Genomic DNA, 22,641 nt, shown 5'->3' on the forward strand with positions numbered 1-22,641 from the left:
CCTGCACAACGAGGTGAAGCAGAATCTTAGGCTGAACGGCCGGAAGCTCCAAGTACGGCACAGGGTTTACTTGCGCCGATTGACCTGCCAGCTGTCACCTGAAGCTTATGACTGCCCTTTAGTCATCATCGAACTGGTAGCTGCCCGGCGCCAGGTTCTCGAAGCGCGAATACTTGCCAAGGAAGGCCAGTCGCGTGGTGCCGATGGGGCCGTTCCGCTGTTTGCCGATGATGATTTCAGCCACGCCCTTGTATTCGGTTTCCGGGTGGTAGACCTCGTCCCGGTAAACGAACATGATGATATCGGCGTCCTGCTCGATGGCGCCTGATTCGCGCAAGTCGGAGTTGACCGGACGTTTGTTGGGGCGTTGTTCCAGCGAGCGGTTGAGCTGTGACAGCGCAACTACCGGGCAGTTGAATTCCTTGGCCAGCCCCTTCAGGGAGCGGGAAATTTCAGAAATCTCGTTGGTGCGGTTGTCGCCGCTGGAGCCGGGAATCTGCATCAGCTGCAGGTAGTCGACCATGATCATGCCGATCTCGCCGTGCTCGCGCACCAGCCGGCGGGTACGCGCGCGCATCTCCGAAGGCGAAATCCCAGCAGTGTCATCAATGAACAGCTTGCGGTCGTTGAGCAGATTGACTGCCGATGTCAGGCGCGGCCAGTCATCGTCACTGAGCTTACCGGTCCGCACTTTGGTCTGATCGATGCGTCCGAGGGAGGCCAGCATACGAATCACGATGGAGTCGGCTGGCATTTCCAGCGAATACACGAGAATCGCCTTGTCCGAGCGCAGGACAGCATTTTCCACCAGATTCATCGCGAAGGTGGTTTTACCCATGGACGGACGCCCCGCGACGATCACCAGATCCGCCGGCTGCAGGCCACTGGTGGCCTCATCCAGATCAGTAAAGCCGGTGGACAGGCCGGTAATCGCTTCACCGGCATTGAACAGCGAGTCGATACGGTCGATGGCCTTGACCAGGATATCGTTGATGCCGATGGGGCCGCCGGTCTTGGGCCGCGCCTCGGCGATCTGGAAGATCAGGCGCTCGGCTTCGTCGAGGATTTCTTCGCCGGTTCGTCCCTGCGGCGCATAGGCACTGTCGGCGATTTCGTTGCTGATACCGATCAGCTGACGCAACGTGGCCCGCTCGCGAATGATCTGCGCGTAGGCCTTGATATTGGCCACCGACGGCGTGTTCTTCGCCAGTTCACCGAGATAGGCCAGGCCGCCCACCTGCGGCAGATGGCCTTCCTTGTCCAGCTGCTCGGACAGGGTTACCACATCGAAGGGCGAATTGCGTTCGGCCAGGGTGAAGATGGCACGGAAGATCAGGCGATGATCGTGGCGATAAAAGTCGCCATCGGATACCTGGTCAAGCACCCGCTCCCATGCATTGTTGTCCAGCATCAACCCGCCCAGCACGGCCTGCTCGGCCTCGATGGAATGCGGCGGCACCTTGAGCGCGGCGGTTTCCAGATCGTACTGCTGAGGGATGCTGATGTCGTTCATGGCACTCGAATTCTTTGTATTCAGAAAAAACAAAAGGCACGTCCCACTCACGTGGAAACGTGCCTGATGTTACTCGTCAGGCACCCGAGGTGCCAGACGACGGCCAGTATCAGCCAGCGATCACGATCAGCTTCACGGTCGCCTCAACGTCGCTGTGCAGGTGCACAGCCACGTCGTACTCACCAACCTGACGGATGGTGCCATTCGGCAGACGGATTTCGCTCTTGGCCACTTCCACGCCAGAGGCGGTCAGGGCGTCGGCGATATCGTGAGTACCGATGGAACCGAACAGCTTGCCCTCATCGCCCGCGGTAGCGGTGATGGTGACTTCCAGCTCGGCCAGCTGAGCAGCGCGCGTTTCGGCAGAAGCCTTGCGCTCGGCAGCAGCTTTTTCCAGATCGGCACGACGAGCTTCAAACTCGGCGATGTTGGCTGCAGTAGCAGCAGTAGCCTTGCGCTGCGGCAACAGGTAGTTGCGACCGTAGCCAGACTTGACGTTTACCTTGTCGCCCAGGTTGCCCAGGTTTGCGACTTTTTCCAGCAGGATGACTTCCATTTGAGTCTTACCTCTTAACTTTTAACCTTCACCGTTCGCAGGTCCCGCATCGTCATCACGAGATGCCCGACCGCGAAAATCAAAAAAACTGTCGACAATGGCCATGACAGCCAGTAACGGATAAATCACCTGCATGAACAGCACCAGCGTGACATACAGCCCAACCAGCCAGAACCGCTGCATCCGGCCCTGCGACACCAGCCCGTGAAGCAGTGCAACACCGGCAAACACCAGCGGAACACTGCAAAGCGGAGCCAGCATCGCCATCTGCACGCCCAAGCTCGGCCCGAACAACATGCCCGCCAGGAGCAGCATTGCCAGCACCGGCGAAAAGCGCAGCGCGCGGAACTCAAGCCCGAAACCACCGGGGTTGTACAGCAGTGCCTGCCAGTAACGCCCAAGTATCAGGCTGAGCAGGGTAACGATCTGCAGCAACGCCGCCAACAGGCCGGTCAAGACCGGTATCAGCAACGCCTCCAGCCGCGCCCGCTCTTCAACCGAAAGCTGCTGATAGGCTTGCGACAACATGTCGGGCAGCACTTTCTGCAATTCGGTCGCCAGCGCCGCAATCGGCTCGCCAAACACCGCACCAAGCGCTACGGCATACAGCAGCCCGAGGCCTACACTGCACAGCATCACACGGGGCCAGGCATTCTGGCTGCGCAACAACAACGCCAACCCGAAGGTTCCCAGCAGCACCAGCAGCGTGCGCGGATCACCGAAATACCACCAGGCCAGTGCGGGCAATACAGCCCACACCAATACACCCAGCGCGTCATTCAGCCCGCGGCGCAACAACACCAGGCTACCTGCAGCCGCACACAGCCAGAACAACATCGGCAGTGCCGCAGAGCCAGCCACCACTACGATAGCTTGCATACGGCCGCGCATGATGAATTCAGCCAGGGCGCGCATGCGATTTATCCTTACCTTTTACTGTCGAACAGCTCGATCAACGGCCGTGGCTGTCGGTGTAGGGCAACAGGGCCAGGAAACGGGCGCGCTTGATAGCGGTGGCCAGCTGGCGCTGATAGCGTGCTTTGGTTCCGGTGATACGGCTTGGAACAATCTTGCCGGTTTCGGAAATGTAGGCTTTCAGCGTGTTGAGATCTTTGTAATCGATCTCCTTCACGTCTTCAGCGGTGAAACGGCAGAACTTACGACGACGGAAAAAACGTGCCATGAAATAGGCTCCTCAATAGACCCGTGGATTACTCGTCAGCGTTGTTGTCGCGGCTGTCACTGTCGTTGTCATCGCCATCGTTGACATTGTCAGATTCAGGGCGATCACGACGCTCACGGCGCTCGCTACGGTTTTCCTCAGCCTTGAGCATCTCGGACTGTTCGGTCACGGCTTCGTCGCGACGGATGACCAGGTTACGGATGACGGCGTCGTTGTAGCGGAAGTTGTCTTCCAGCTCAGCCAGTGCCTTGCCGCTGCACTCAACGTTCAGCATCACGTAGTGAGCCTTGTGAACGTTGTTGATGGCGTAAGCCAGCTGACGACGACCCCAGTCTTCCAGGCGATGGATCTTGCCACCGTCTTCTTCGATCAGCTTGGTGTAACGCTCCACCATGCCGCCAACCTGCTCGCTCTGGTCGGGGTGGACCAGAAAGATGATTTCGTAATGACGCATTGTTGCTCCTTACGGGTTGCAGCCTGCCGCACAACGCGGATCAGGCAAGGAGTGAATCAGTTATGTTGACTTGCCAGCCAGAGAGGCGCGCAAACGCCTGCCATCCGGGCAAGGGGCGCAATTCTAGAGAAGCCTGGCCTGCCGCGCAAGGCGATCTGGTGATTATTTAACCAGCCATGCACTTTAGCGCCCAGCGCCCGTCCGCTCCATGCGAATGTTCTCCAGCAGGGTTCTGACCTGATGGATGTCATACGGCTTGAGCATGGTCCGCAAACCGGCCAGGCCTTCTTTCCGTACATCGACCTCGTAACCCGATGCAATCACCACGCTCAGCGTTGCATCGCGCTCACGGGCCAGCCGGACCAGCTCAATACCGCTCATGCCGGCCAGCCCGATATCCGTCAGCAGCACATCAAAACGGCGCTGCCCGAGCTGCTCCAACGCCGCCTCGGCCGACTCACAGAGACATACTTCATGACCAAGCTCATCCATTACCTCACCGGTGAGCATGCGCAAGGTGGGGTCATCTTCGACAAAAAGAATCTTCAGTCCCGGGCCCGCCTGTTCAATTGCATGGACGACAGCAGACGAGCGGCCCTGGCCACGCTCACCCGACTCAGGCGGACTCGATTCAGCCTGCGCGATATCGGCAGGCAAATAGACGCGCACACAGGTGCCTGTTCCCCTCTCGCTTTCCAGCACGACGAATCCACCACTCTGTCTGACGAAACCATAGACCACACTCAACCCCAACCCGGAAGCTCCAGAGCTGCTTCGGGTTGTGAAAAAGGGCTCGAACGCATGTTCAAGAACCTCCTGACTCATCCCCTCGCCCTGATCGATCACGCAGAGCTCCACGTACTTCCCCGCCCTGACGCCTGGCTGCGCAGCGAGCTGAACAGGATCGAGCAAGCAATTGCGCGCACTCAGGCTCAGCACACCACCATTGCCCATGGCGTCTTCTGCATTGACGGTGAGACGGTGAATCGCGTCCCGTAGATTGCCCGCATCGATATAAACCGGCCACAGTCCCTGCTCCAGATCGAGCGTGACAGTAGTCCCACTCCTCACTCCGACAGCGGACAACTCATCCATTCGCCCGAGCATCTCGGCAAGGTTCATCTGTTGGGGTCGCAAAGGTTGCCTGCCAGCGAAAGCCAGGAGCTGGGAAGCAAGACGAGCCCCCATATCGACACCACTTGCCGCCGACTCCAGACGCCTTTGCGCCGCTCCGTCAGACCCCAGATTGCGCCTCAACAACTGCAGGTTGCCGCCAATGATCTGCAGCATGTTGTTGAAATCGTGCGCGATACCACCCGTGAGCTTGCCGATTGCTTCAAGTCTTTCCGACTGCAACGAGGCAGCCTGGCCCTGCGGGTCGCCATGCAGAAGCTTGTGCACACCTTCCTGCACCTCGGCCATATCCTCAATGCTCAGCAGTATGCTGCCTGCATTTTCTTCAGCGTCCGCTACCGGAATATGCGTCATACGCCAGCATCGGCCTTTACGGGCAACAGTGCCCTCGTTACCGGTTGTAGCGGCACGAGCAGCATGAGCAGCCACCAACAAGGTGTCCGCCGCACCCGAAGCCAAAGCACGTGCGACGGACGCCAGACAATCATCGACCATGGCTTGAGAAAACTGCAGATTCTCTGCAAGCACTTCCTGGACCAGGCGACCGAGAATGTCCCGGGCGTCACGCCCAGCCAGTCGCAGGCATGCCGCATTCGCGTCAATGATGAGCCAATCACTGTTCAGCAACAGATAGGCGCTTGGGGAAATCCTGAAGAACGTCCCGAAGGACGGGTATTGCGGCATACAGCCTCCATGTTGCGTGCCTGAGACGGCTCAATGACAGATAACCAGAACGGCCTTGGCCAGACACAAGGGCCCGAATGACGCAAGCAGCAACGCCCGGATTGGATCGGATAATGGACAGCAGCCGAAGACGTACGTTCAAGCAGGAGGGATAGCGCCGGACGGCGCAGGAGCGCCCATCAGACGCCCCTGGAAAACATGTGCAAGCTTCGCCGAGCCTTTAACGACTGGCTGGCGAGCGACGCTGACGCAGTGCCTCGAACAGACAGACACCGGTCGCCACCGAGACATTGAGGCTGCTGACGCTTCCCGCCATTGGCAGCCGCACCAGGAAATCGCAATGCTCACGCGTCAGGCGTCGCATTCCCTTGCCCTCGGCCCCCATCACCAGCACGATCGGACCACTGAGGTCCTGATCATAGATTTCCTGCTCGGCTTCGCCTGCCGTACCAACAACCCACAATCCGCGCTGCTGCAACTTCTCCAGCGTTCGCGCAAGGTTGGTGACAGCAACCAGCGGAATCACTTCTGCTGCCCCACAGGCCACCTTGCGTACCGTGGCGTTCAGCGTGGCGGATTTGTCCTTGGGAATGATGACCGCCAGCGCACCAGCGGCATCGGCGGTACGCAGACAGGCGCCAAGGTTGTGCGGATCGGTGACGCCGTCGAGGACCAGCAGCAAGGGCGCGCCCTCGGTGCGATCCAGCAGCTCTTCGAGCATTGCATCGCCCCAAACCTGGCTGGGACTGACATCGGCCACGACGCCCTGATGAACACCCTCAACCCAGGCATCCAGTTCGCGACGCTCGCATTGACCGACACGAATCCTTGACTGTTCAGCTAGCTGGATCAGCGTCTGAACCCGCGGATCATCACGCCCTTCCGCCAGCCAGACCTGCTTGACCCGTTTCGGATGATGGCGCAGCAGCGCCTCTACGGCGTGCAGGCCGTAGATCTTCTCGAGATCGCTCATGACTTGCTCTTGCGCTTGCCTGTCGCGCCCCCATCCGGCTTGGCAAACGACTTGCCGCCCGCCTTGGGCTTCTGACCGCCGCGCCGGGACTTGCCACCGTCGGGCTTGCCAGCTTTCGCCTCGCCGAGCAGCGCCTTTTTCATCTCGCGGCTTTTGCGAACATCAGCGCCCACAGACTCCTTGGCTTTGGAAGAAGAACCCGCAGGGCCCTTTCTGCTACGTCCGTCCTTACGCTCGCCCCCCGCATCAGCCGATCCACGCTGACCAATGCCGGTCTTGCTACCGCCGCCAATCAGCTCGAAATCGATTTTCCGCTCATCAAGATCGACTCGCATCACCCGTACTTCGACGCTGTCGCCCAGACGGAAACTGCGCCCGCTGCGCTCACCTGACAGGCGATGATGCAAAGGATCAAAGTGGTAGTAATCGCCCGGCATGGCGGTCACGTGAACCAGTCCTTCAACATAGATATCCGTCAGCTCGACGAACAAACCGAAACCGGTTACAGCCGTGATGACACCGGGGAAGCTCTCACCGACCCTGTCCTTCATGAACTCGCACTTGAGCCAGTTCACAACATCGCGAGTCGCCTCATCGGCACGTCGCTCGGTCATCGAGCATTGCTCGCCCAGCTGCTCCAGCGCCGCCTCGTCATAAGGATAGATACGCGCCTTGGGCATGCTGGTTGCACCCTCACGGCGCACATGCGAGGTTTCACGACGTGAGCGGATCACACTGCGGATGGCGCGGTGAATCAACAGATCGGGGTAACGACGGATCGGCGAGGTGAAGTGTGCGTACGCCTCGTAATTCAGGCCGAAATGGCCGTGATTATCAGGGCTGTAGACCGCCTGACTGAGCGAGCGCAGCATCACCGTCTGGATCACATGGAAATCGGGGCGACCCTGGATGTGCTCCAGCAACGCCTGATAATCCTTGGGCGTCGGCCCCTCCTTGCCCTTGTGCAAGCTCAGGCTCAGCTCACCCAGGAAGGCGCGCAGTTTTTCCTGGCGCTCCAGCGGCGGCCCATCATGGACGCGATACAGTCCAGGCAGGTCATGATCCTGAAGGAAGCGCGCAGTCGCCACGTTGGCGCAGAGCATGCATTCCTCGATCAGCTTGTGTGCATCGTTGCGCTCGGTGGGCTTGATCGCCGCAATCTTGCGTCCGGCGCCAAAGACGATACGCGTCTCCTGCGTCTCGAAGTCGATTGCACCACGGGTATGGCGCGCCTTGAGCAGTACCTTGTACAGCGCGTGCAGATTCTTGAGATGCGGCAACACCTCGGCATACTCCGCACTCAGCTCCTTGCCTTCGGTGCTCTTGGGCTGCTCGAGCATGCAGCTGACCTTGTTGTAGGTCAGGCGCGCATGTGAATGAATCACCGCTTCATAGAACTGATAGTCGGTCATCTTGCCCGACTTGCTCAGGGTGATTTCGCAAACCATTGCCAGCCGGTCCACGCCGGGGTTGAGCGAGCAGAGCCCGTTGGACAGCTCCTCGGGAAGCATCGGCACCACGCGCTCGGGGAAATACACCGAGTTGCCACGCACCTCGGCTTCCTTGTCGAGCGCCGAGCCTACTTTCACGTAATGCGAAACGTCGGCGATGGCGACATACAGCCGGAAACCACCGGTCAGCAGCTTCCAGCCACCAGGCTTCTCGCAATAGACCGCATCATCGAAATCACGCGCATCTTCACCGTCGATGGTAACGAAGGGCAGGTGGCGCAGATCGACGCGCTTGTGCTTGTCCTTCTCTTCCACTTCAGGCTTGAGCCGCGATGCCTCTTTCAGCACCTCCTCAGGCCAGACATGCGGAATATCGAAGCTGCGCAGCGCCACATCGATCTCCATGCCCGGCGCCATGTAGTTGCCGATGACTTCGACGATATCGCCCTGGGGCTGGAAGCGCTGGGTCGGCCAATGGGTGATCTTCACCTCGACGAACTGGCCGGGCTTGGCATCCATGGAGCGACCGGGCGTCACCAGCACTTCCTGCTGGATCTTGGGGTTGTCAGCCATGACGAAGCCGATGCCGCTTTCTTCCTGAAAGCGTCCGACGATGGTTTCGTGGGCGCGGCTGATCACCTCAACGATAGCGCCTTCGCGGCGCCCACGCCGATCCAGCCCCGCCACCCGCGCCAGAGCACGGTCGCCATCAAATACCAGGCGCATCTGCGCGGGACTCAGGAAGAGGTCGTCGCTGCCATCGTCAGGAATCAGGAAGCCAAAGCCGTCGCGATGACCGCTGATACGGCCACACACCAGGTCCAGCTTGTCCACCGGGGCATAGGTGCCACGCCGGGTGTAGATCACCTGGCCGTCGCGCTCCATCGCACGCAGGCGGCGCCGCAGCGCCTCGATGTCTTCTTCGGAGCTCAGCCCGAACTCTTCCACCAGCTGCTCGCGTGCGGCAGGTGCCCCACGCTCACTCAAATGCTGGAGAATCAGCTCGCGGCTGGGAATGGGGTTTTCGTACTTTTCCGCTTCACGAGCGGCCTCGGGATCGAGGGATTGCCAATCGGCCATTAAGAGATGTCACCTTTCATTCATTTATTGAGGCAGAACGCCCTGTATCTATTGAAGCGCGAAACGGGCGTCTACGGCAGCTTTAGCGCAATTTTTTTTTAATCGACGGGGCTTTACAAGGTACAATCTCGCCCGTATAGTTCGCGCCCACAATGTCTGGTAGACGTTGTAACACGGAAACGAAGAAGCTACATCGTTTTGCAGTGCCCAGGTGGCGGAATTGGTAGACGCACTAGGTTCAGGTCCTAGCGGTGGCAACACCGTGGAAGTTCGAGTCTTCTCCTGGGCACCATTTATTCGATGAGCGCATCTCTGCTTTCGAGCGACTCATGAGACACGAAGTTTTGTCGACTTCGACCACGAACGACAAAAAAAGCCGATGAGCAATCATCGCAATGTGCCCAGGTGGCGGAATTGGTAGACGCACTAGGTTCAGGTCCTAGCGGTGGCAACACCGTGGAAGTTCGAGTCTTCTCCTGGGCACCACTCTTCAGAAAAAACCGAGCCAATGGCTCGGTTTTTTCGTTTCAGCCTTCCCTCTTTACTGCCTTGGCTGCTTCGCCGCGCATACAGCTCTGACGATACCTGCGAGCCTTAAATGCAGAAGGCCGCCCAAAGGCGGCCTCTGTTCAAGCAACTCCATTCGTTCAGGCGTAGGGATGACGCAGCACGATGGTCTCGTTGCGATCAGGCCCTGTGGAGATGATATCCACAGGCGCTTCGACTAGCGTCTCGATACGACGGATATAAGCGCGAGCATTGGCCGGGAGCTCTTCAAGGGTTTTGGCGCCAACAGTCGACTCACTCCAGCCCGGCAACTCCTCGTACACCGGCTGCAGGCCATCGTAGCTGTCTGCATCGGTCGGCGCATCGACCAGCACCTCACCATTGCGATCCTTGTAACCCACGCAGATTCGAATGGTTTCGAGGCCATCGAGCACATCCAGCTTGGTCAGGCAGATGCCAGAGATGCTGTTGATTTCGATGGAGCGACGCAGAATGACCGCATCGAACCAGCCACAGCGACGCGCGCGCCCGGTGGTCGAACCAAACTCATGACCACGCTCGGCCAGGCGCGCACCGACATCATCGAACAGCTCGGTAGGGAAAGGACCCGAGCCGACCCGCGTGGTATAGGCCTTGGTAATACCAAGAATGTAATCCAGATACAGCGGACCAAAACCCGAACCGGTGGCAGTACCGCCAGCCGTGGTGCTGGAACTGGTGACATAGGGATAGGTGCCGTGGTCGATATCCAGCAGCGAACCCTGGGCGCCCTCGAACATGATGCGCGCGCCTTGTTTGCGCAACTCATGCAGACGAGCCGTCACATCGGTCATCAGCGGCTTGAGCACTTCGGCGTAAGCCAGCGCCTCATCCAGCGTTTTCTGGAACTCGACCGGCTCGACCTTGTAGAAGTTCTGCAGGATGAAGTTGTGGTATTCAAGCAGCTCACGCAGCTTGACGGTAAAACGCTCGGGATTGAACAGGTCACCAATGCGCAGGCCGCGACGCGCCACCTTGTCCTCGTAGGCCGGCCCGATGCCACGTCCCGTAGTACCGATCTTGCCCTCTGAACGCGCCGCTTCGCGCGCCTGGTCCAGTGCCACGTGATACGGCAGGATCAGGGTACAGGCGGGACTGATACGCAGGCGCTCGCGCACCGGCACGCCCTTTTCTTCGAGCTTGGTGATCTCACGCATCAAGGCATCGGGCGCAACCACCACGCCGTTACCGATCAGGCACTCGACATTTTCGCGCAGGATTCCGGAGGGAATCAGGTGCAGCACGGTCTTTTCACCGTCGATGACCAGCGTGTGACCAGCGTTGTGGCCGCCCTGAAAACGAACCACGGCAGCTGCCTGGTCGGTCAGCAGATCGACGATCTTGCCCTTGCCCTCATCACCCCACTGGGTGCCCAGGACCACGACATTCTTACCCATAAACCTATGCCCTCTTCGGCGAAGCAGACCGGCCACAACAACCGGTGAAATATCGGAACCAGCCCAGCGCGATTGCGCGCGGCCGTTATCAGGACGCCAGTGGCGCCACCGTCCAGGTGTCTTCCTTCAATACCAGCTGGCGATCACAACCAACCGATAGCGCAGCCTCACAGGCCTGTCCATCCAGCGCCTGAACCACGCGCTCACCCTGCCCGCGCAGCCGGCAGACAGCCTGCCACAACAGCGGATCCGCAGTGTGCGGCGCCCAGATGCCCGTGACGGGCGAAACAAGCTCGGCATTGCCAAGACCAACCAGCGTCTTCAGGTCCGTCGAGAAACCCGTCGCCGGACGTGCACGACCAAAATCAGCCCCAATGTCGTCATAACGACCGCCCTGGGCAATCGACTGCCCCATGCCCGGCACGAACACAGCAAACACCACGCCGGTGTGATAGTGATAACCGCGCAGCTCGCCCAGATCGAAATACAGCGGCAGGCCCGGATAGCGCTCTGCCAGGCAGTCGGCGATCTGCGTCAAGCCTTCCAGCGCTTCGAGCACTGCAACCGGAGCAGCGGCCAGGGTTTCACGCGCGGCATCGAGCACCTCGCGCCCGCCACACAACCGCGCCAGTGCGCGCAACATAACTGCCAACGCAGGCTCGACATTGGTCGTGAGCCGCGCGATTTCATCCATTGCCTTGCGCTGCAGCGCATCGAACAAGCGCTGTTCGGCGTCCCCGGACAGACCTGCAGCGCGCGCCAGGCCGCGGTAGATACCCACATGCCCAAGATCCATGTGCACGTCCGGCACATTGGCCAGGCTGAGCGTTTCCAGCATCAGGCTGATCACCTCGATATCGCTGGAGGTACTGCTGTCGCCATAGAGTTCGGCGCCCAACTGGATCGGGCTGCGTGATGTGGCGAGCGCCTGGGGCTTGGCATGCAGCACGCTGCCGGCATAACAGAGGCGACTAGGCCCTTCGCGGCGCAGCGTATGGGCGTCCACCCGCGCCACCTGTGGTGTGATATCAGCGCGCAGCCCCATCTGCCTGCCGGAGAGCGGATCGATGACTTTGAATGTCTTCAGGTCGAGGTCCTGCCCCGCGCCGGTGAGCAACGACTCGAGAAACTCCACATGCGGAGTAATGACCAACTCGTAGCCCCAACTCTGGAACAGATCCAGCACGCGCCGGCGTGCAGTTTCGATACGTCCCGCCTCGGGCGGCAGCACCTCTTCGATGCCATCTGGCAGGAGCCAGCGGTCTACCGTTGCCATTTCGCCAATCACCCCTCGATACGGCAAGCCTAGTCAAGCAGACGAACACCGGGCTACAGCTTCTAGCTGGCCAACGGTCGCGTGCAATTTTGTTTGAAACATAGCGCCATGTGCTACGACCCGAAAGGATCGACATGCTGTCCGGTGCGGATCAGCCTGTAACCACAGGGACGCAGACGCAAAAAAGCCGGGTTTCCCCGGCTGGCGAATCATAGCAACGTTTTGCCAACGGGTCACCCGGAGGACGGTACCGTCCTGCCGGATGGAGGCCCCTGAACCCGTCGCTATTTCGCGGTTGCCGACTCCAAGTAGCGGAAGAAATCGCTCTTGGGATCAAGCACCAGCACATCTTCCTTGCTGGAGAAGCTGTCACGGTAAGCCTGCAGGCTGCGATGGAAGGAGTAGAACTCGGAATCCTGTCCATAGGCCGAAGCATAGATCGCCGCCGCCTGCGCATCACCATCACCACGCAACTCCTCGGCCTCGCGGAAGGCCTCGGCGAGCAATACGCGGCGCTGACGATCGGCGTCGGCCCGAATACCTTCAGCCAGTTCCTTACCTTTCGCCCGATGCTCGCGCGCTTCACGCTCACGCTCCGAACTCATGCGCTCGAAGACACTGCGGTTCACTTCGCGCGGGAGATCGATAGCCTTGACGCGCACATCGACCACTTCAATGCCGAGTTCCTGCTGTGCTGCACGATTGAGACTGTTGGTAACCATCCCCATCAGCTCATCACGCTGGCCCGACACAGATTCATGCAAGGTGCGTTTACCGAACTGGTCGCGCAATGCCGCTTCCAGACGACGGGCGAGTCGCTCATCGGCAATCTGTTTCATCCCGGAAGTCGCGGTATAGAAGCGCTCGGCATCATCCACGCGCCACTTGGCGTAGGAGTCGACCATCAGCGCTTTCTTTTCCAGCGTCAGGAAGCGTGAGGTAGTGCTGTCCAGCGTCATCAGTCGCGCATCGAACTTGCGCACGCTGTTCACGTAAGGAATCTTCATGTGCAGGCCAGGCTTGACGTCAGGCTCGACGATCCGACCAAAGCGCAGCATTACTGCGCGCTCAGTCTGCGACACGATATAGAAGCTGTTCCACAGCACAATCGCCAGCACCACACCCACGATAAGGGCGGTCAGAGACTTGTTACTCATTAACGGGCCTCCCTTGTACGCATCTCACGCGGATCGAGTTCCGTCGGCAGGCGCGTGGCCTGAGTCGAAGCTGACGACACGGTTGCCGGGGAAGAGCGCTCGGCACCGCTGCGGCTGTTGATCATCTTGTCCAGCGGCAGATAAAGCAGGTTGTTCTGCCCACTCTCGCCGGTGACGAGAACCTTGCTGGTATTGCTCATGACTTCCTGAATGGTTTCGAGGTAGAGGCGCTCGCGCGTCACCTCTGGTGCCTTGTGGTACTCGGCGACCAGTTTAGTGAAACGATCCGCCTCACCCTGGGCGCGCGAGATCACCGCATCGCGATAACCGCTGGCCTCTTCGAGCATACGCTGGGCCTGGCCACGCGCCTCGGGAATAACACCATTGGCATAGGATTCAGCCTGGTTCTTCTCGCGCTGCTCATCCTCACGCGCACGAATCACGTCATCGAAGGCTTCCTGCACTTCACGCGGCGCCGCCGCACTCTGCAGGTTGACCTGAGTGACAATGATCCCGGTAGCGTAATTGTCGAGGAAGCGCTGTAGACGCTCCTTGACTTCGCCTGCCATGGCTTCACGCCCCTCGGTCAGCACCTGATCCATTGCCGTTGAGCCAACCACGTGGCGCACGGCGCTGTCGGTTGCATGCTGCAGCGAGCCCTCAGGGTTTTCGACATTCAACACGAAAGCCTGCAGGTTGCTGATCTTGTACTGAACCGTCAGCGGGACTTCGATGATGTTCTCGTCTTCGGTCAGCATCTGCCCCTGTTTGCTGTAGGAACGCTCGCGGGTGACATTTGCCTGGAACTTGCGATCGAAGGGCGGGAAATAGATATTCAGGCCCGGGCCTACCGTCTCATGGTATTTACCCAGGCGCAGCACCACGGCCTGCTCCTGCTCGTCGACGATATAGATCGCATTCGCCAACCAGACAGCAAGCAGCAGCACCAGACCAACCCAGATCAGCGCAAAACCGCCGCGACGGCCTCCACCGCTCGACGACGAGCCGCCACCACGTTTTTTGCCGCCGAACATGCCATTGAGGCTGTCCTGCAGCTTACGGAAAGCCTCATCCAGATCCGGTGGACCTTTCTGATCGCCACCGCCACCGCCGCGACGACCACCGCCACCACTACCCCAGGGATCCTGGTTATTCGAGTTGCCACCCGGCTCATTCCAAGCCATAGCGCTCTCCATTCTAATAAAGCTAAAGGCGCGCCAAAGGCGCGGCCGCCAATGCTACCGAAAGCCCGGTTCAAACGGCTCAAAAGCCGCCCGAGCTTTATTGCAAAGTGTGTTGCTCCAGGAACTGTTCCGTATCGAAACCTTCCCGGCTGATCAGGCGCCGCAGCTCGACACGCTGCACGCGAACATTCAACAGGCTACCACCCTCTTCGTCGTGAGACTCGGATTGCACAGCACCCAGCCCGAACAACTGCGCCCGCAGCCGCCCGAGGCCCTGCGGAAGTCGCATCGTACCGATGAACAGATCATCACCAAGCAGCTCGGCGACAGCCTGCTTCAACAAATCTAGCCCCAACCCCATCTGTGCCGAAATCCAGACCCGCTGCGGGACGCCATCGGCGTTGCGCTGGATCTGCGGTTCGATGCCCTCGAGCAGATCCACCTTGTTGTAGACCTCAAGAATTGGCAATTCATGCGCGCCAATTTCAGTCAGCACCGCCAGTACCTGCTCGATCTGCTCGTCACGCTCGGGCTCGTGTGCATCGATCACGTGAAGCAGCAGGTCGGCATTGCTCGACTCCTCCAGCGTGGCCCGGAAAGACTCAACCAGCTTGTGCGGAAGATGCCGAATAAAACCGACCGTATCGGCCAGCACCACAGGTCCCAGATCGTCGAGCTCTAGACGGCGCAGAGTCGGATCGAGCGTGGCGAACAGCTGGTCGGCGGCATACACCGCAGATTCGGTCAGTGCATTGAACAGGGTGGATTTTCCGGCATTGGTATAGCCAACCAGGGACACCAACGGAATATCAGCTCGCCGGCGACCACGGCGCGCCTGCTCGCGCTGCCCGCGTACTTTTTCAAGGCGCTGCTTGATCTGGCGAATGCGCACCCGCAGCAGACGCCGGTCGGTTTCCAGCTGGGTTTCACCAGGCCCGCGCAGACCAATACCGCCCTTCTGCCGCTCCAGGTGAGTCCACCCGCGCACCAGCCGCGTACTCATGTGCTCAAGCTGGGCCAGTTCGACCTGCAGCTTGCCCTCGTGAGTGCGCGCCCGCTGGGCGAAAATATCCAGGATCAGGCCGGTTCGATCGAGCACACGGCACTCGAGCGCACGCTCAAGGTTGCGCTCCTGACTGGGTGTCAGTGTGTGATTGAAGATGACCAGCTCGACCTCGCCCTCACGAACGAGATCATGCAACTCCTCGACCTTGCCGCTGCCGATCAGAAACTTGGCAGACGGCTGATGTCGAGCCACATTGACGAAGCCAACGGCTTCAGCACCTGCCGAGCGCGCCAGCTCCCTGAATTCATGAGGATCTTCACGCGCCGCTGGATCCTGGCCATCCAGATGCACCAGGATAGCCCGCTCACCACCACCGGGACGTTCGAAGAACAAAGACAGCTCCCTTTAGTCGTTACCCGACTCGGACTCATCAGCATCGCCAGCAGCTGGCAAACGCACGGGACGACCTGGCACGACCGTGGAAATCGCATGCTTGTACACCATCTGGCTGACGGTGTTCTTCAGCAGAATAACGAACTGGTCGAAAGATTCGATCTGACCCTGCAGCTTGATGCCATTGACCAGATAGATGGAAACCGGAACACGCTCCTTACGCAAAGTGTTCAGGTAAGGGTCTTGTAGCGAATGCCCTTTTGACATGTGCCGCACTCCTTAGAGGATCTTTTTCATTAGTTTTTAGAATCAAACACAGCCGACCCGATGTTCTGAGGATAGCCGGTCAAATCGCAGTGTCAGCTCAATATGGTGAGCCTATTCAAGTATTTCAATGCGCGTGGCAGATTGTCGCGGCCCGAACTCTCCAACCAGTGAAGCCCCTCCCACCCCCGCAACCAGGTCAACTGGCGCTTGGCCAACTGCCGGGTGGCGATGACGCCAAGCTGAAGCATCTCGTCCCTTGAGCAGACACCGTCCAGATAACTCCAGACCTGCCGGTAACCTACCGCACGCATGGAAGGCAGCTCGGCATGTAGATCGCCACGCCCGCGAAGGGCTTCGACCTCTTCAACAAAGCCGTGTTCAACCATTTGCACGAAACGCTGCTCGATACGCTGATGCAAGACCTGCCGCTGGGCAGGTGCGATGCACAATTGCGCGACAGTATAAGGCAAGACACCCGCCTCCGGCGTGCCTACTCCGGCTTTTTGCAACCTTTGCCGGGCGCGGTGCTCGGTCATGCTGATACCGCTTACCCGATAAACCTCCAATGCCCTGACGAGTCGCTGAGGATCATTGGGATGGATCCGCGCAGCCGACTCGGGATCGACCTCCGCAAGGGCCTGATGCAGCGCTGCCAGGCCTTGGATTTGCGCCTGCATCTCCAGCTCGGCACGCACTACCGGATCGGCTGCCGGCATATCGGCGAGCCCTTCGATCAAAGCCTTGAAGTAGAGCATGGTGCCGCCAACCAGCAGCGGGATTCGTCCCGCCGCCGTAATATCAGCCATGGCCGCCAGCGCATCGGAGACGAATTCCGCTGCCGAATAGCTTTGCGCCGGATCGCGTATATCGATCAGCCGGTGCGGGAACTCCTGCAGCACCTCGGCTGAAGGCTTTGCCGTACCAATATCCATACCTCGGTAAACAAGGGCCGAATCGACACTGACCAGATCGCAGGGCAGCACGCGGGCAAGCTCCAGCGCCAGATCGGTCTTGCCGGCTGCAGTAGGCCCCATAAGAAAAATGGCGGGGGGAAGCTGGGACATAAGGGAATCCATAAAAAGAATGCTGCAAGCTTGCGACGATTACCTGCCGCGCAAAAACAGCTTGTCCAGCTCCGCCATGCCCAACTGGGTCCAGGTCGGACGACCATGGTTGCACTGGCCGCTGCGCTCGGTCTGTTCCATGTCGCGCAGCAGACCGTTCATTTCCGGCAGGGTCAGGCGGCGATTGGCGCGCACCGCACCGTGGCAGGCCATGGTGGCCAGCAACTCGTTGAGATGCGCCTGGATACGATCACTGCTGCCGTACTCCAACAGGTCGGCCAGCACATCACACACCAGCCGGGAGGCGTCGGCCTGTTTGAGCAACGCCGGTGTCTGACGGATAGCCAGGCTCTCCGGCCCAAGACGCTGCAACTCAAAACCGAGCCTCGCGAACCACTGCGCATGCTCCTCGGCACAATCGGCCTCTCGCTGGCTCACGGCGAGTGACTCGGGCACCAGCAGCGGCTGGCCACGCAGGCCTTCGCTGGCCATCGCGGTTTTCAGGCGCTCATAGGTAATGCGCTCATGGGCGGCGTGCATATCGACCAATACCAGCCCCTGGGCATTCTCGGCCAGGATATAGATGCCCTTGAGCTGCGCCAAAGCGTAGCCCAGGGGCGGCGTGTCATCGCCACTTTCCGGCAGCGGCGCCTCGCCAGAACCGGCCAGTGGCGAAAAAAACTCGCGGTAGGCCCCCTGCATTTCAGCCGTGTTGCCCACCGACATGGGCCGCAGCACCTGGTAGCCAGCCCCTGCTCCGCGCCAGGCGGGGGGGGTCGCTTGTGACTGCTCGCTCACGCTGGCGGCGAGGCTCATTTCATTCTGACCGGCGAACTCGCCTGCGGCCTGGCCGCTGACCTGGGCAATCGGTGCAGCACTGGCGGGCGCCGCCAGCTGGTCTTCAGGGCGCACCTCACCCAAGGCGCGATGCAGGGTTCCGTAGAGAAAATCGTGAACCATGCGGCTTTCACGAAAGCGCACTTCATGCTTGGTCGGATGGACGTTGACATCCACCACTGCCGGGTCGACATCGAGGAACAGCACGAAGGTCGGATGGCGACCATTGAACAGCACGTCACGGTAGGCCTGACGCACCGCATGGGCTACCAGCTTGTCTCGTACCATGCGCCCATTGACGTAGAAATACTGAAGATCGGCCTGACTGCGGCTGAAGGTCGGCAGGCCGACCCAGCCCCATAGGTGCAGGCCGTTGCGCTCGACCTCGATTGGCAGCGCCTGCTCCAGAAATGCAGCGCCGCACACCGCCGCCACACGCCGTGCCCGTGAAGCGGGATCGTCAGCCTGATGCAACGCCAGCACGCCCTTGCCGTTATGCCGCAGATGAAACGCAACATCGAAACGCGCCAGGGCCAGACGCTTGACCACCTCCTGCAGATGATCGAATTCGGTCTTTTCGGTGCGCAAAAACTTGCGCCGCGCCGGGGTATTGAAGAACAGATCGCGCACTTCCACCGAAGTACCGACCGGATGCGCCGCCGGTTGCACACGCGCTTCCATATCGCGGCCCTCGGTTTCCACCTGCCAGGCTTCGGCAGCGTCAGCGGTACGCGAGGTCAGGGTCAGGCGCGATACCGAACTGATCGACGCCAACGCTTCTCCGCGAAACCCCAGGCTCATCACCCGCTCGAGGTCTTCCAGGTCGCGAATCTTGCTGGTGGCGTGACGGGCCAGGGCCAGAGGCAGGTCTTCGGCGGAAATCCCGCTGCCATCGTCGCGCACGCGCAGCAGCTTTACCCCGCCCTGCTCGACATCCACCTCGATGCGCCTGGCGCCAGAGTCCAGGCTGTTCTCGAGTAACTCCTTGATCACCGAAGCCGGGCGCTCGACCACTTCGCCCGCGGCAATCTGGTTCGCCAGCCGCGGTGTCAGCAGCTGAATGCGTGCCGCTTCGCTCATGGTTGCGAAGCCAGGGTCGTCACGGGAATGTTGAGCGTCTGTCCAACCTTGATCACATCGCCCTTCAGGCTGTTGGCGCTGCGAAGCGCGGGCAGGCTGACCTGGTAGCGACTGGCCAAGAGCGCGAGGCTTTCGCCGGGGCGCACGATGTGTTCACGAGGGACGCTGGCGATCTTGCCGGAGTCGCGCATCCAGGCGATATAGGTGCCCGGCGGTGGATTTTCGTGGAAGAACTGCCGCACGCCACCATGAATCGAGCGGGCAAGCGCTTGCTGGTGGGCCTTTGTTTGCAGCTTGCGTGCCTCTGACGGATTGGAGATGAAACCCGTTTCAACCAGAATCGAGGGAATATCCGGCGACTTCAGCACCATGAATCCTGCCTGTTCGACCCGACGCTTGTGCAGCGGCGTGATCCGGCCCATGTTGCTCAGCACCTTCTGGCCCACGTTCAGGCTGGAGGCCAGCGAAGCCGTCATGGACAGATCCAGCAGCACGCCCGCCAGCATCTGGTCCTTGTCGCCGAGGCTGACATTACCTGCACCGCCAATCAGGTCGGAACGGTTCTCGCTGTCGGCCAGCCAGCGAGCGGTTTCCGAAGTGGCACCGCGGTCTGACAGGGCGAAGACCGAAGCACCATAAGCGGCAGAGCGTGGCGCGGCGTCAGCATGGATCGAAACAAACAGGTCGGCGCCCTTGCGACGGGCAATCTCGGTCCGCTTGCGCAGCGGAATGAAGTAGTCGCCGGTACGTACCAGCTCGGCACGAAAGCCTTTTTCAGCGTTTATCTGGCGCTGCAACTCCTTGGATATCTGCAGCACCACATGCTTCTCGTAGATTTTACCCGGCCCGATGGCGCCCGGATCCTCGCCGCCGTGACCGGCATCGATGGCGATGACGATGTCGCGCTGGCTACTGGGAAGCGGCGGCAATTTTGCTGGCAGGGTGGGCGATACAGGTTTGGCCGGCACGCTCGGGGTCACAGTAGCCGGAACCCTGGCGCTGGCCGCGGAGACATCTGTCGGGCTATCAAACAGATCGACCACCAGACGATGCCCATACTGCTGGTTGGGTGGCAAGGTAAAACTCTTGGGTGCAACCTGATTGGACAGGTCGATGACGATCCTGAGCGTGTCGGCATCATATTTCGCTGCACGCAAGCCCGCGACCGGGGTATTTTCAAGGGACAGGGACTCGAAGGGTCTGGCCAGATTGGCCTTGTCCACATCAATCACGATGCGGTCCGGTGCTGTGAGGGTAAACACCTTGTGCTGTACCGGACCGGAAAGATCGAAGACCAGGCGGGTATTGTCCGGCGCTCGCCACAGCCGAACGCTCTGCACGTCCGAGGCAGCCAGCACCTGGAATGCCGCAAGCATTAATGCCAAACCCGTTGCCAGCGCGCGCATGCGCATACCCAACCCCATATTGTTCATTGATTACCGATGGTCAGGATGGAACACCAGTCCGCGCCGCGCGCGCCCTGTGGCGTCAGGCACAGCATACGGCCAGCTCCGTGGGGCGTAATGGTAATGTCCAGGTCGGCCTTTGGCAAAACGCCCGTACCACGTTCCGGCCACTCTACCAGGCACAGCGCATCCCCCTCGAAATAGTCGCGGATGCCGAGGAACTCCAGCTCCTCCGGATCGACCAGCCGGTACAGATCGAAATGATAAACCCGCGCAAGCGGCGTTTCGTATGGTTCGACCAGAGTGAACGTAGGACTCTTCACCTTGCCCTGATGGCCAAAACCACGGATCAAGCCGCGCGACAGCGTTGTCTTTCCCGCCCCCAGATCACCATGCAGATAGATCACGCCCCGACCAGCGGTTGCCTGGGCGATGCGCGCACCGAGCACCAGCATCTCGTCTTCATCAGCGGCGAACAGCTTCAGCGGCGGCATGGTGAATGTGTCTCCAGTTGTTCACGGATGGACGGAATCAGGTCGGCAGCGGCAAGCCCCCTACCGAGTTCGCCATTGCGCTCACCAGCCACGGCATGCAGCCAGACCGCCAGGCAGGCTGCCTCGAATGGCGCCATTCCCTGCGCAAGAAGAGCGCCTGCCACGCCGGCCAGTACGTCACCCAGGCCGGCGCTGGCCATCGCAGGATGGCCACGATCACAGAGCGCGAGCCGTCCATCCACCGCAGCGACCAGGCTGCCAGCGCCCTTGAGCAGCACCGTACAGCCGTAGCGACGGGCCAGCTCTCGCGCAGCCCTTGGCCGGTCAGCCTGCACCTCGGCAGTCGTGCATTTCAACAGCCGCGCCGCCTCGCCGGGGTGTGGCGTCAGCAGACCGTCAACAGGTGGTTCGACGCCTGACTCAGCGAGCAGGTTCAGCGCATCGGCGTCCCACACCTGCGGGACTGGACATTGCGCGGCCAGCGACAGCAGGCTGCGCCCCCAGGGGGCCTGCCCCAGGCCGGGGCCTATCACCAACACATCGGCCCGCTGCGCCAGCGCGCTCAGGCCATAAGTGGACTCGATGCCGCTGCACATGATCTCTGGACGTCGCACCAGCGACGCCGTCACGTGCTCGGGCCGGGTCGCCAGCGTCACCATACCCGCACCGCAGCGTAATGCGGCTTCAGCACTGAGCAAAGCCGCACCGCCGGTGCCCAGATCACCACCAACCACCAGCACCTGACCGAAGCTGCCCTTGTGCGCGATCGGCGAACGCGGCGCGAGCCTTGGCAGATTCGCCTTGCATAGGCGCACCGTGTCGGACACGAGCTGATCGACGATAGCCGCATCGGCCTGCAGGTCATCGAACACCAGCACGCCGGCATAGGCCTGACCTTCGCCAGTGAACAGCCCTAGTTTGAGGCCGATGAAGCTGACCGTCAGCTCGGCACGCACCGCGCAACCAAGCACACTGCCGGTATCGGCACATAATCCCGACGGTATATCCACCGCCATGATCGGCAGTCCGCTGGTGTTCAGCGCTGCAATAGCACCGGCGTAAGGCTCGCGCACCTCGCCACTGAGCCCCGTGCCCAGCAGCGCATCGACCAGTACGCCCTGCAACGGGGCAGCCGCGGACCATGCTTCGATTGCCACACCGGCGCTGTGCGCCTCGGCGAAAGCACTGGCGGCGTCACCTTGCAAACGCTTGGGATCACTCACTGCAAGCACCTTCACCGACCATCCCGCACGCTGCGCCAAGGCTGCGATCAGATAGCCGTCGCCAGCGTTATTACCGCACCCAGCCAGCACCGTAACGCTGCCAGCCTCCGGCCAGCGACGACGCAACGCACGCCAGGCAGCATGGGCGGCACGCTGCATCAGTTCGAAGCCAGGAGTACCGGCGGCGATCAGGCGGGCATCGATCTCGCGCACCTGAGCGGCGGTGAATAGGGCGGTGGGCAAAGTATCGGTCATGGACACAGGATCACCAGAATGGAATATC

19 protein-coding genes and 2 tRNA genes are annotated in these 22,641 nt (G+C 60.5%); 2 read left to right on the forward strand and 19 right to left on the reverse strand.

The window, feature by feature from the left end; genetic code table 11:
• Positions 1–118 precede the first annotated feature (118 nt).
• The 8 genes from dnaB to rnr form a co-directional block, all read right to left on the reverse strand.
• Positions 119–1,513, reverse strand: a complete 1,395-nt coding sequence (gene dnaB / locus NAV32_RS00725) for a replicative DNA helicase (RefSeq protein ID WP_256050883.1) — start codon at positions 1,511–1,513, stop codon at positions 119–121.
• Positions 1,514–1,622: 109 nt separating this feature from the next.
• Positions 1,623–2,069, reverse strand: coding sequence for a 50S ribosomal protein L9 (gene rplI, locus NAV32_RS00730; RefSeq protein WP_181083054.1), 447 nt, complete (start codon positions 2,067–2,069; stop codon positions 1,623–1,625).
• A 21-nt stretch (positions 2,070–2,090) separates the two neighbouring features.
• Positions 2,091–2,984: a hypothetical protein gene (locus tag NAV32_RS00735; RefSeq protein ID WP_256050884.1), complete on the reverse strand. Its 894-nt coding sequence runs from the start codon at positions 2,982–2,984 to the stop codon at positions 2,091–2,093.
• A 37-nt stretch (positions 2,985–3,021) separates the two neighbouring features.
• Complete coding sequence (rpsR, locus tag NAV32_RS00740; protein ID WP_181083052.1) at positions 3,022–3,252, reverse strand: 30S ribosomal protein S18; 231 nt, start codon at positions 3,250–3,252, stop codon at positions 3,022–3,024.
• A gap of 28 nt (positions 3,253–3,280) precedes the next feature.
• Entirely contained in the window at positions 3,281–3,706 is a 426-nt protein-coding gene (gene rpsF / locus NAV32_RS00745; RefSeq protein WP_256050885.1) for a 30S ribosomal protein S6, read from the reverse strand.
• A gap of 183 nt (positions 3,707–3,889) precedes the next feature.
• On the reverse strand, positions 3,890–5,299 hold the full coding sequence (locus NAV32_RS00750; protein ID WP_336604858.1) for an ATP-binding protein: 1,410 nt from the start codon (positions 5,297–5,299) through the stop codon (positions 3,890–3,892).
• 445 nt (positions 5,300–5,744) lie between these two features.
• Complete coding sequence (rlmB, locus tag NAV32_RS00755; RefSeq protein ID WP_256050887.1) at positions 5,745–6,497, reverse strand: 23S rRNA (guanosine(2251)-2'-O)-methyltransferase RlmB; 753 nt, start codon at positions 6,495–6,497, stop codon at positions 5,745–5,747.
• Positions 6,494–9,028, reverse strand: coding sequence for a ribonuclease R (gene rnr / locus NAV32_RS00760; protein WP_256050888.1), 2,535 nt, complete (start codon positions 9,026–9,028; stop codon positions 6,494–6,496). The genes rlmB and rnr overlap by 4 nt, the downstream gene beginning before the upstream one ends.
• 205 nt (positions 9,029–9,233) lie before the next feature.
• On the opposite strand from rnr, the gene NAV32_RS00765 reads away from it, so the two are divergent.
• Positions 9,234–9,320: transfer RNA gene (locus NAV32_RS00765), tRNA-Leu, on the forward strand.
• 107 nt (positions 9,321–9,427) lie between these two features.
• Positions 9,428–9,514 (forward strand) — tRNA-Leu (locus tag NAV32_RS00770).
• A gap of 161 nt (positions 9,515–9,675) precedes the next feature.
• On the opposite strand, the gene NAV32_RS00775 is transcribed toward NAV32_RS00770, so the two are convergent.
• From NAV32_RS00775 to NAV32_RS00825, 11 genes are all read right to left on the reverse strand, one after another.
• On the reverse strand, positions 9,676–10,971 hold the full coding sequence (locus NAV32_RS00775) for an adenylosuccinate synthase (RefSeq protein WP_256050889.1): 1,296 nt from the start codon (positions 10,969–10,971) through the stop codon (positions 9,676–9,678).
• 88 nt (positions 10,972–11,059) lie between these two features.
• Positions 11,060–12,247, reverse strand: coding sequence for an ATP phosphoribosyltransferase regulatory subunit (locus tag NAV32_RS00780; RefSeq protein WP_256050890.1), 1,188 nt, complete (start codon positions 12,245–12,247; stop codon positions 11,060–11,062).
• Between the two features lie 284 nt (positions 12,248–12,531).
• A complete protein-coding gene (gene hflC / locus NAV32_RS00785) occupies positions 12,532–13,404 on the reverse strand; it encodes a protease modulator HflC (protein WP_256050891.1) in 873 nt (290 codons plus the stop codon).
• The gene (gene hflK, locus NAV32_RS00790; RefSeq protein WP_256050892.1) at positions 13,404–14,588 is read right to left on the reverse strand and encodes an FtsH protease activity modulator HflK; all 1,185 of its coding nucleotides are present in this window, start codon (positions 14,586–14,588) and stop codon (positions 13,404–13,406) included. The genes hflC and hflK overlap by 1 nt, the downstream gene beginning before the upstream one ends.
• 97 nt (positions 14,589–14,685) lie before the next feature.
• Complete coding sequence (hflX, locus tag NAV32_RS00795) at positions 14,686–15,987, reverse strand: ribosome rescue GTPase HflX (protein WP_256050893.1); 1,302 nt, start codon at positions 15,985–15,987, stop codon at positions 14,686–14,688.
• Between the two features lie 12 nt (positions 15,988–15,999).
• Positions 16,000–16,254: an RNA chaperone Hfq gene (hfq, locus tag NAV32_RS00800; RefSeq protein ID WP_037023690.1), complete on the reverse strand. Its 255-nt coding sequence runs from the start codon at positions 16,252–16,254 to the stop codon at positions 16,000–16,002.
• 92 nt (positions 16,255–16,346) lie between these two features.
• A complete protein-coding gene (gene miaA / locus NAV32_RS00805; RefSeq protein ID WP_256050894.1) occupies positions 16,347–17,318 on the reverse strand; it encodes a tRNA (adenosine(37)-N6)-dimethylallyltransferase MiaA in 972 nt (323 codons plus the stop codon).
• 39 nt (positions 17,319–17,357) lie between these two features.
• Positions 17,358–19,235, reverse strand: coding sequence for a DNA mismatch repair endonuclease MutL (gene mutL, locus NAV32_RS00810; RefSeq protein ID WP_256050895.1), 1,878 nt, complete (start codon positions 19,233–19,235; stop codon positions 17,358–17,360).
• Positions 19,232–20,647 carry an N-acetylmuramoyl-L-alanine amidase gene (locus tag NAV32_RS00815; RefSeq protein WP_272890069.1) on the reverse strand — a complete coding sequence of 472 codons (1,416 nt, stop codon included), beginning with the start codon at positions 20,645–20,647 and terminating at the stop codon, positions 19,232–19,234. The genes mutL and NAV32_RS00815 overlap by 4 nt, the downstream gene beginning before the upstream one ends.
• A gap of 17 nt (positions 20,648–20,664) precedes the next feature.
• Entirely contained in the window at positions 20,665–21,135 is a 471-nt protein-coding gene (gene tsaE / locus NAV32_RS00820) for a tRNA (adenosine(37)-N6)-threonylcarbamoyltransferase complex ATPase subunit type 1 TsaE (RefSeq protein ID WP_256050896.1), read from the reverse strand.
• Entirely contained in the window at positions 21,123–22,613 is a 1,491-nt protein-coding gene (locus NAV32_RS00825; RefSeq protein ID WP_256050897.1) for an NAD(P)H-hydrate dehydratase, read from the reverse strand. The genes tsaE and NAV32_RS00825 overlap by 13 nt, the downstream gene beginning before the upstream one ends.
• Between the last annotated feature and the right edge of the window lie 28 nt (positions 22,614–22,641).

It is taken from the genome of Stutzerimonas stutzeri, assembly GCF_024448695.1.
Lineage (GTDB): Bacteria > Pseudomonadota > Gammaproteobacteria > Pseudomonadales > Pseudomonadaceae > Stutzerimonas > Stutzerimonas stutzeri_T.

Excerpts from the sequence above, each read along its gene's own strand:
- dnaB (WP_256050883.1), bottom strand. The coding sequence starts at position 1,513 with ATGAACGACATCAGCATCCCTCAGCAGTACGATCTGGAAACCGCCGCG.
- NAV32_RS00825 (WP_256050897.1), bottom strand. The coding sequence starts at position 22,613 with ATGACCGATACTTTGCCCACCGCCCTATTCACCGCCGCTCAGGTGCGC.
- rlmB (WP_256050887.1), bottom strand. The coding sequence starts at position 6,497 with ATGAGCGATCTCGAGAAGATCTACGGCCTGCACGCCGTAGAGGCGCTG.
- rnr (WP_256050888.1), bottom strand. The coding sequence starts at position 9,028 with ATGGCCGATTGGCAATCCCTCGATCCCGAGGCCGCTCGTGAAGCGGAA.
- rpsF (WP_256050885.1), bottom strand. The coding sequence starts at position 3,706 with ATGCGTCATTACGAAATCATCTTTCTGGTCCACCCCGACCAGAGCGAG.
- NAV32_RS00780 (WP_256050890.1), bottom strand. The coding sequence starts at position 12,247 with ATGGCAACGGTAGACCGCTGGCTCCTGCCAGATGGCATCGAAGAGGTG.
- rplI (WP_181083054.1), bottom strand. The coding sequence starts at position 2,069 with ATGGAAGTCATCCTGCTGGAAAAAGTCGCAAACCTGGGCAACCTGGGC.
- NAV32_RS00815 (WP_272890069.1), bottom strand. The coding sequence starts at position 20,647 with ATGCGCATGCGCGCGCTGGCAACGGGTTTGGCATTAATGCTTGCGGCA.
- hflC (WP_256050891.1), bottom strand. The coding sequence starts at position 13,404 with ATGAGTAACAAGTCTCTGACCGCCCTTATCGTGGGTGTGGTGCTGGCG.
- NAV32_RS00735 (WP_256050884.1), bottom strand. The coding sequence starts at position 2,984 with ATGCGCGCCCTGGCTGAATTCATCATGCGCGGCCGTATGCAAGCTATC.
- tsaE (WP_256050896.1), bottom strand. The coding sequence starts at position 21,135 with ATGCCGCCGCTGAAGCTGTTCGCCGCTGATGAAGACGAGATGCTGGTG.
- hfq (WP_037023690.1), bottom strand. The coding sequence starts at position 16,254 with ATGTCAAAAGGGCATTCGCTACAAGACCCTTACCTGAACACTTTGCGT.
- hflK (WP_256050892.1), bottom strand. The coding sequence starts at position 14,588 with ATGGCTTGGAATGAGCCGGGTGGCAACTCGAATAACCAGGATCCCTGG.
- NAV32_RS00775 (WP_256050889.1), bottom strand. The coding sequence starts at position 10,971 with ATGGGTAAGAATGTCGTGGTCCTGGGCACCCAGTGGGGTGATGAGGGC.
- rpsR (WP_181083052.1), bottom strand. The coding sequence starts at position 3,252 with ATGGCACGTTTTTTCCGTCGTCGTAAGTTCTGCCGTTTCACCGCTGAA.
- miaA (WP_256050894.1), bottom strand. The coding sequence starts at position 17,318 with ATGTCCCAGCTTCCCCCCGCCATTTTTCTTATGGGGCCTACTGCAGCC.
- mutL (WP_256050895.1), bottom strand. The coding sequence starts at position 19,235 with ATGAGCGAAGCGGCACGCATTCAGCTGCTGACACCGCGGCTGGCGAAC.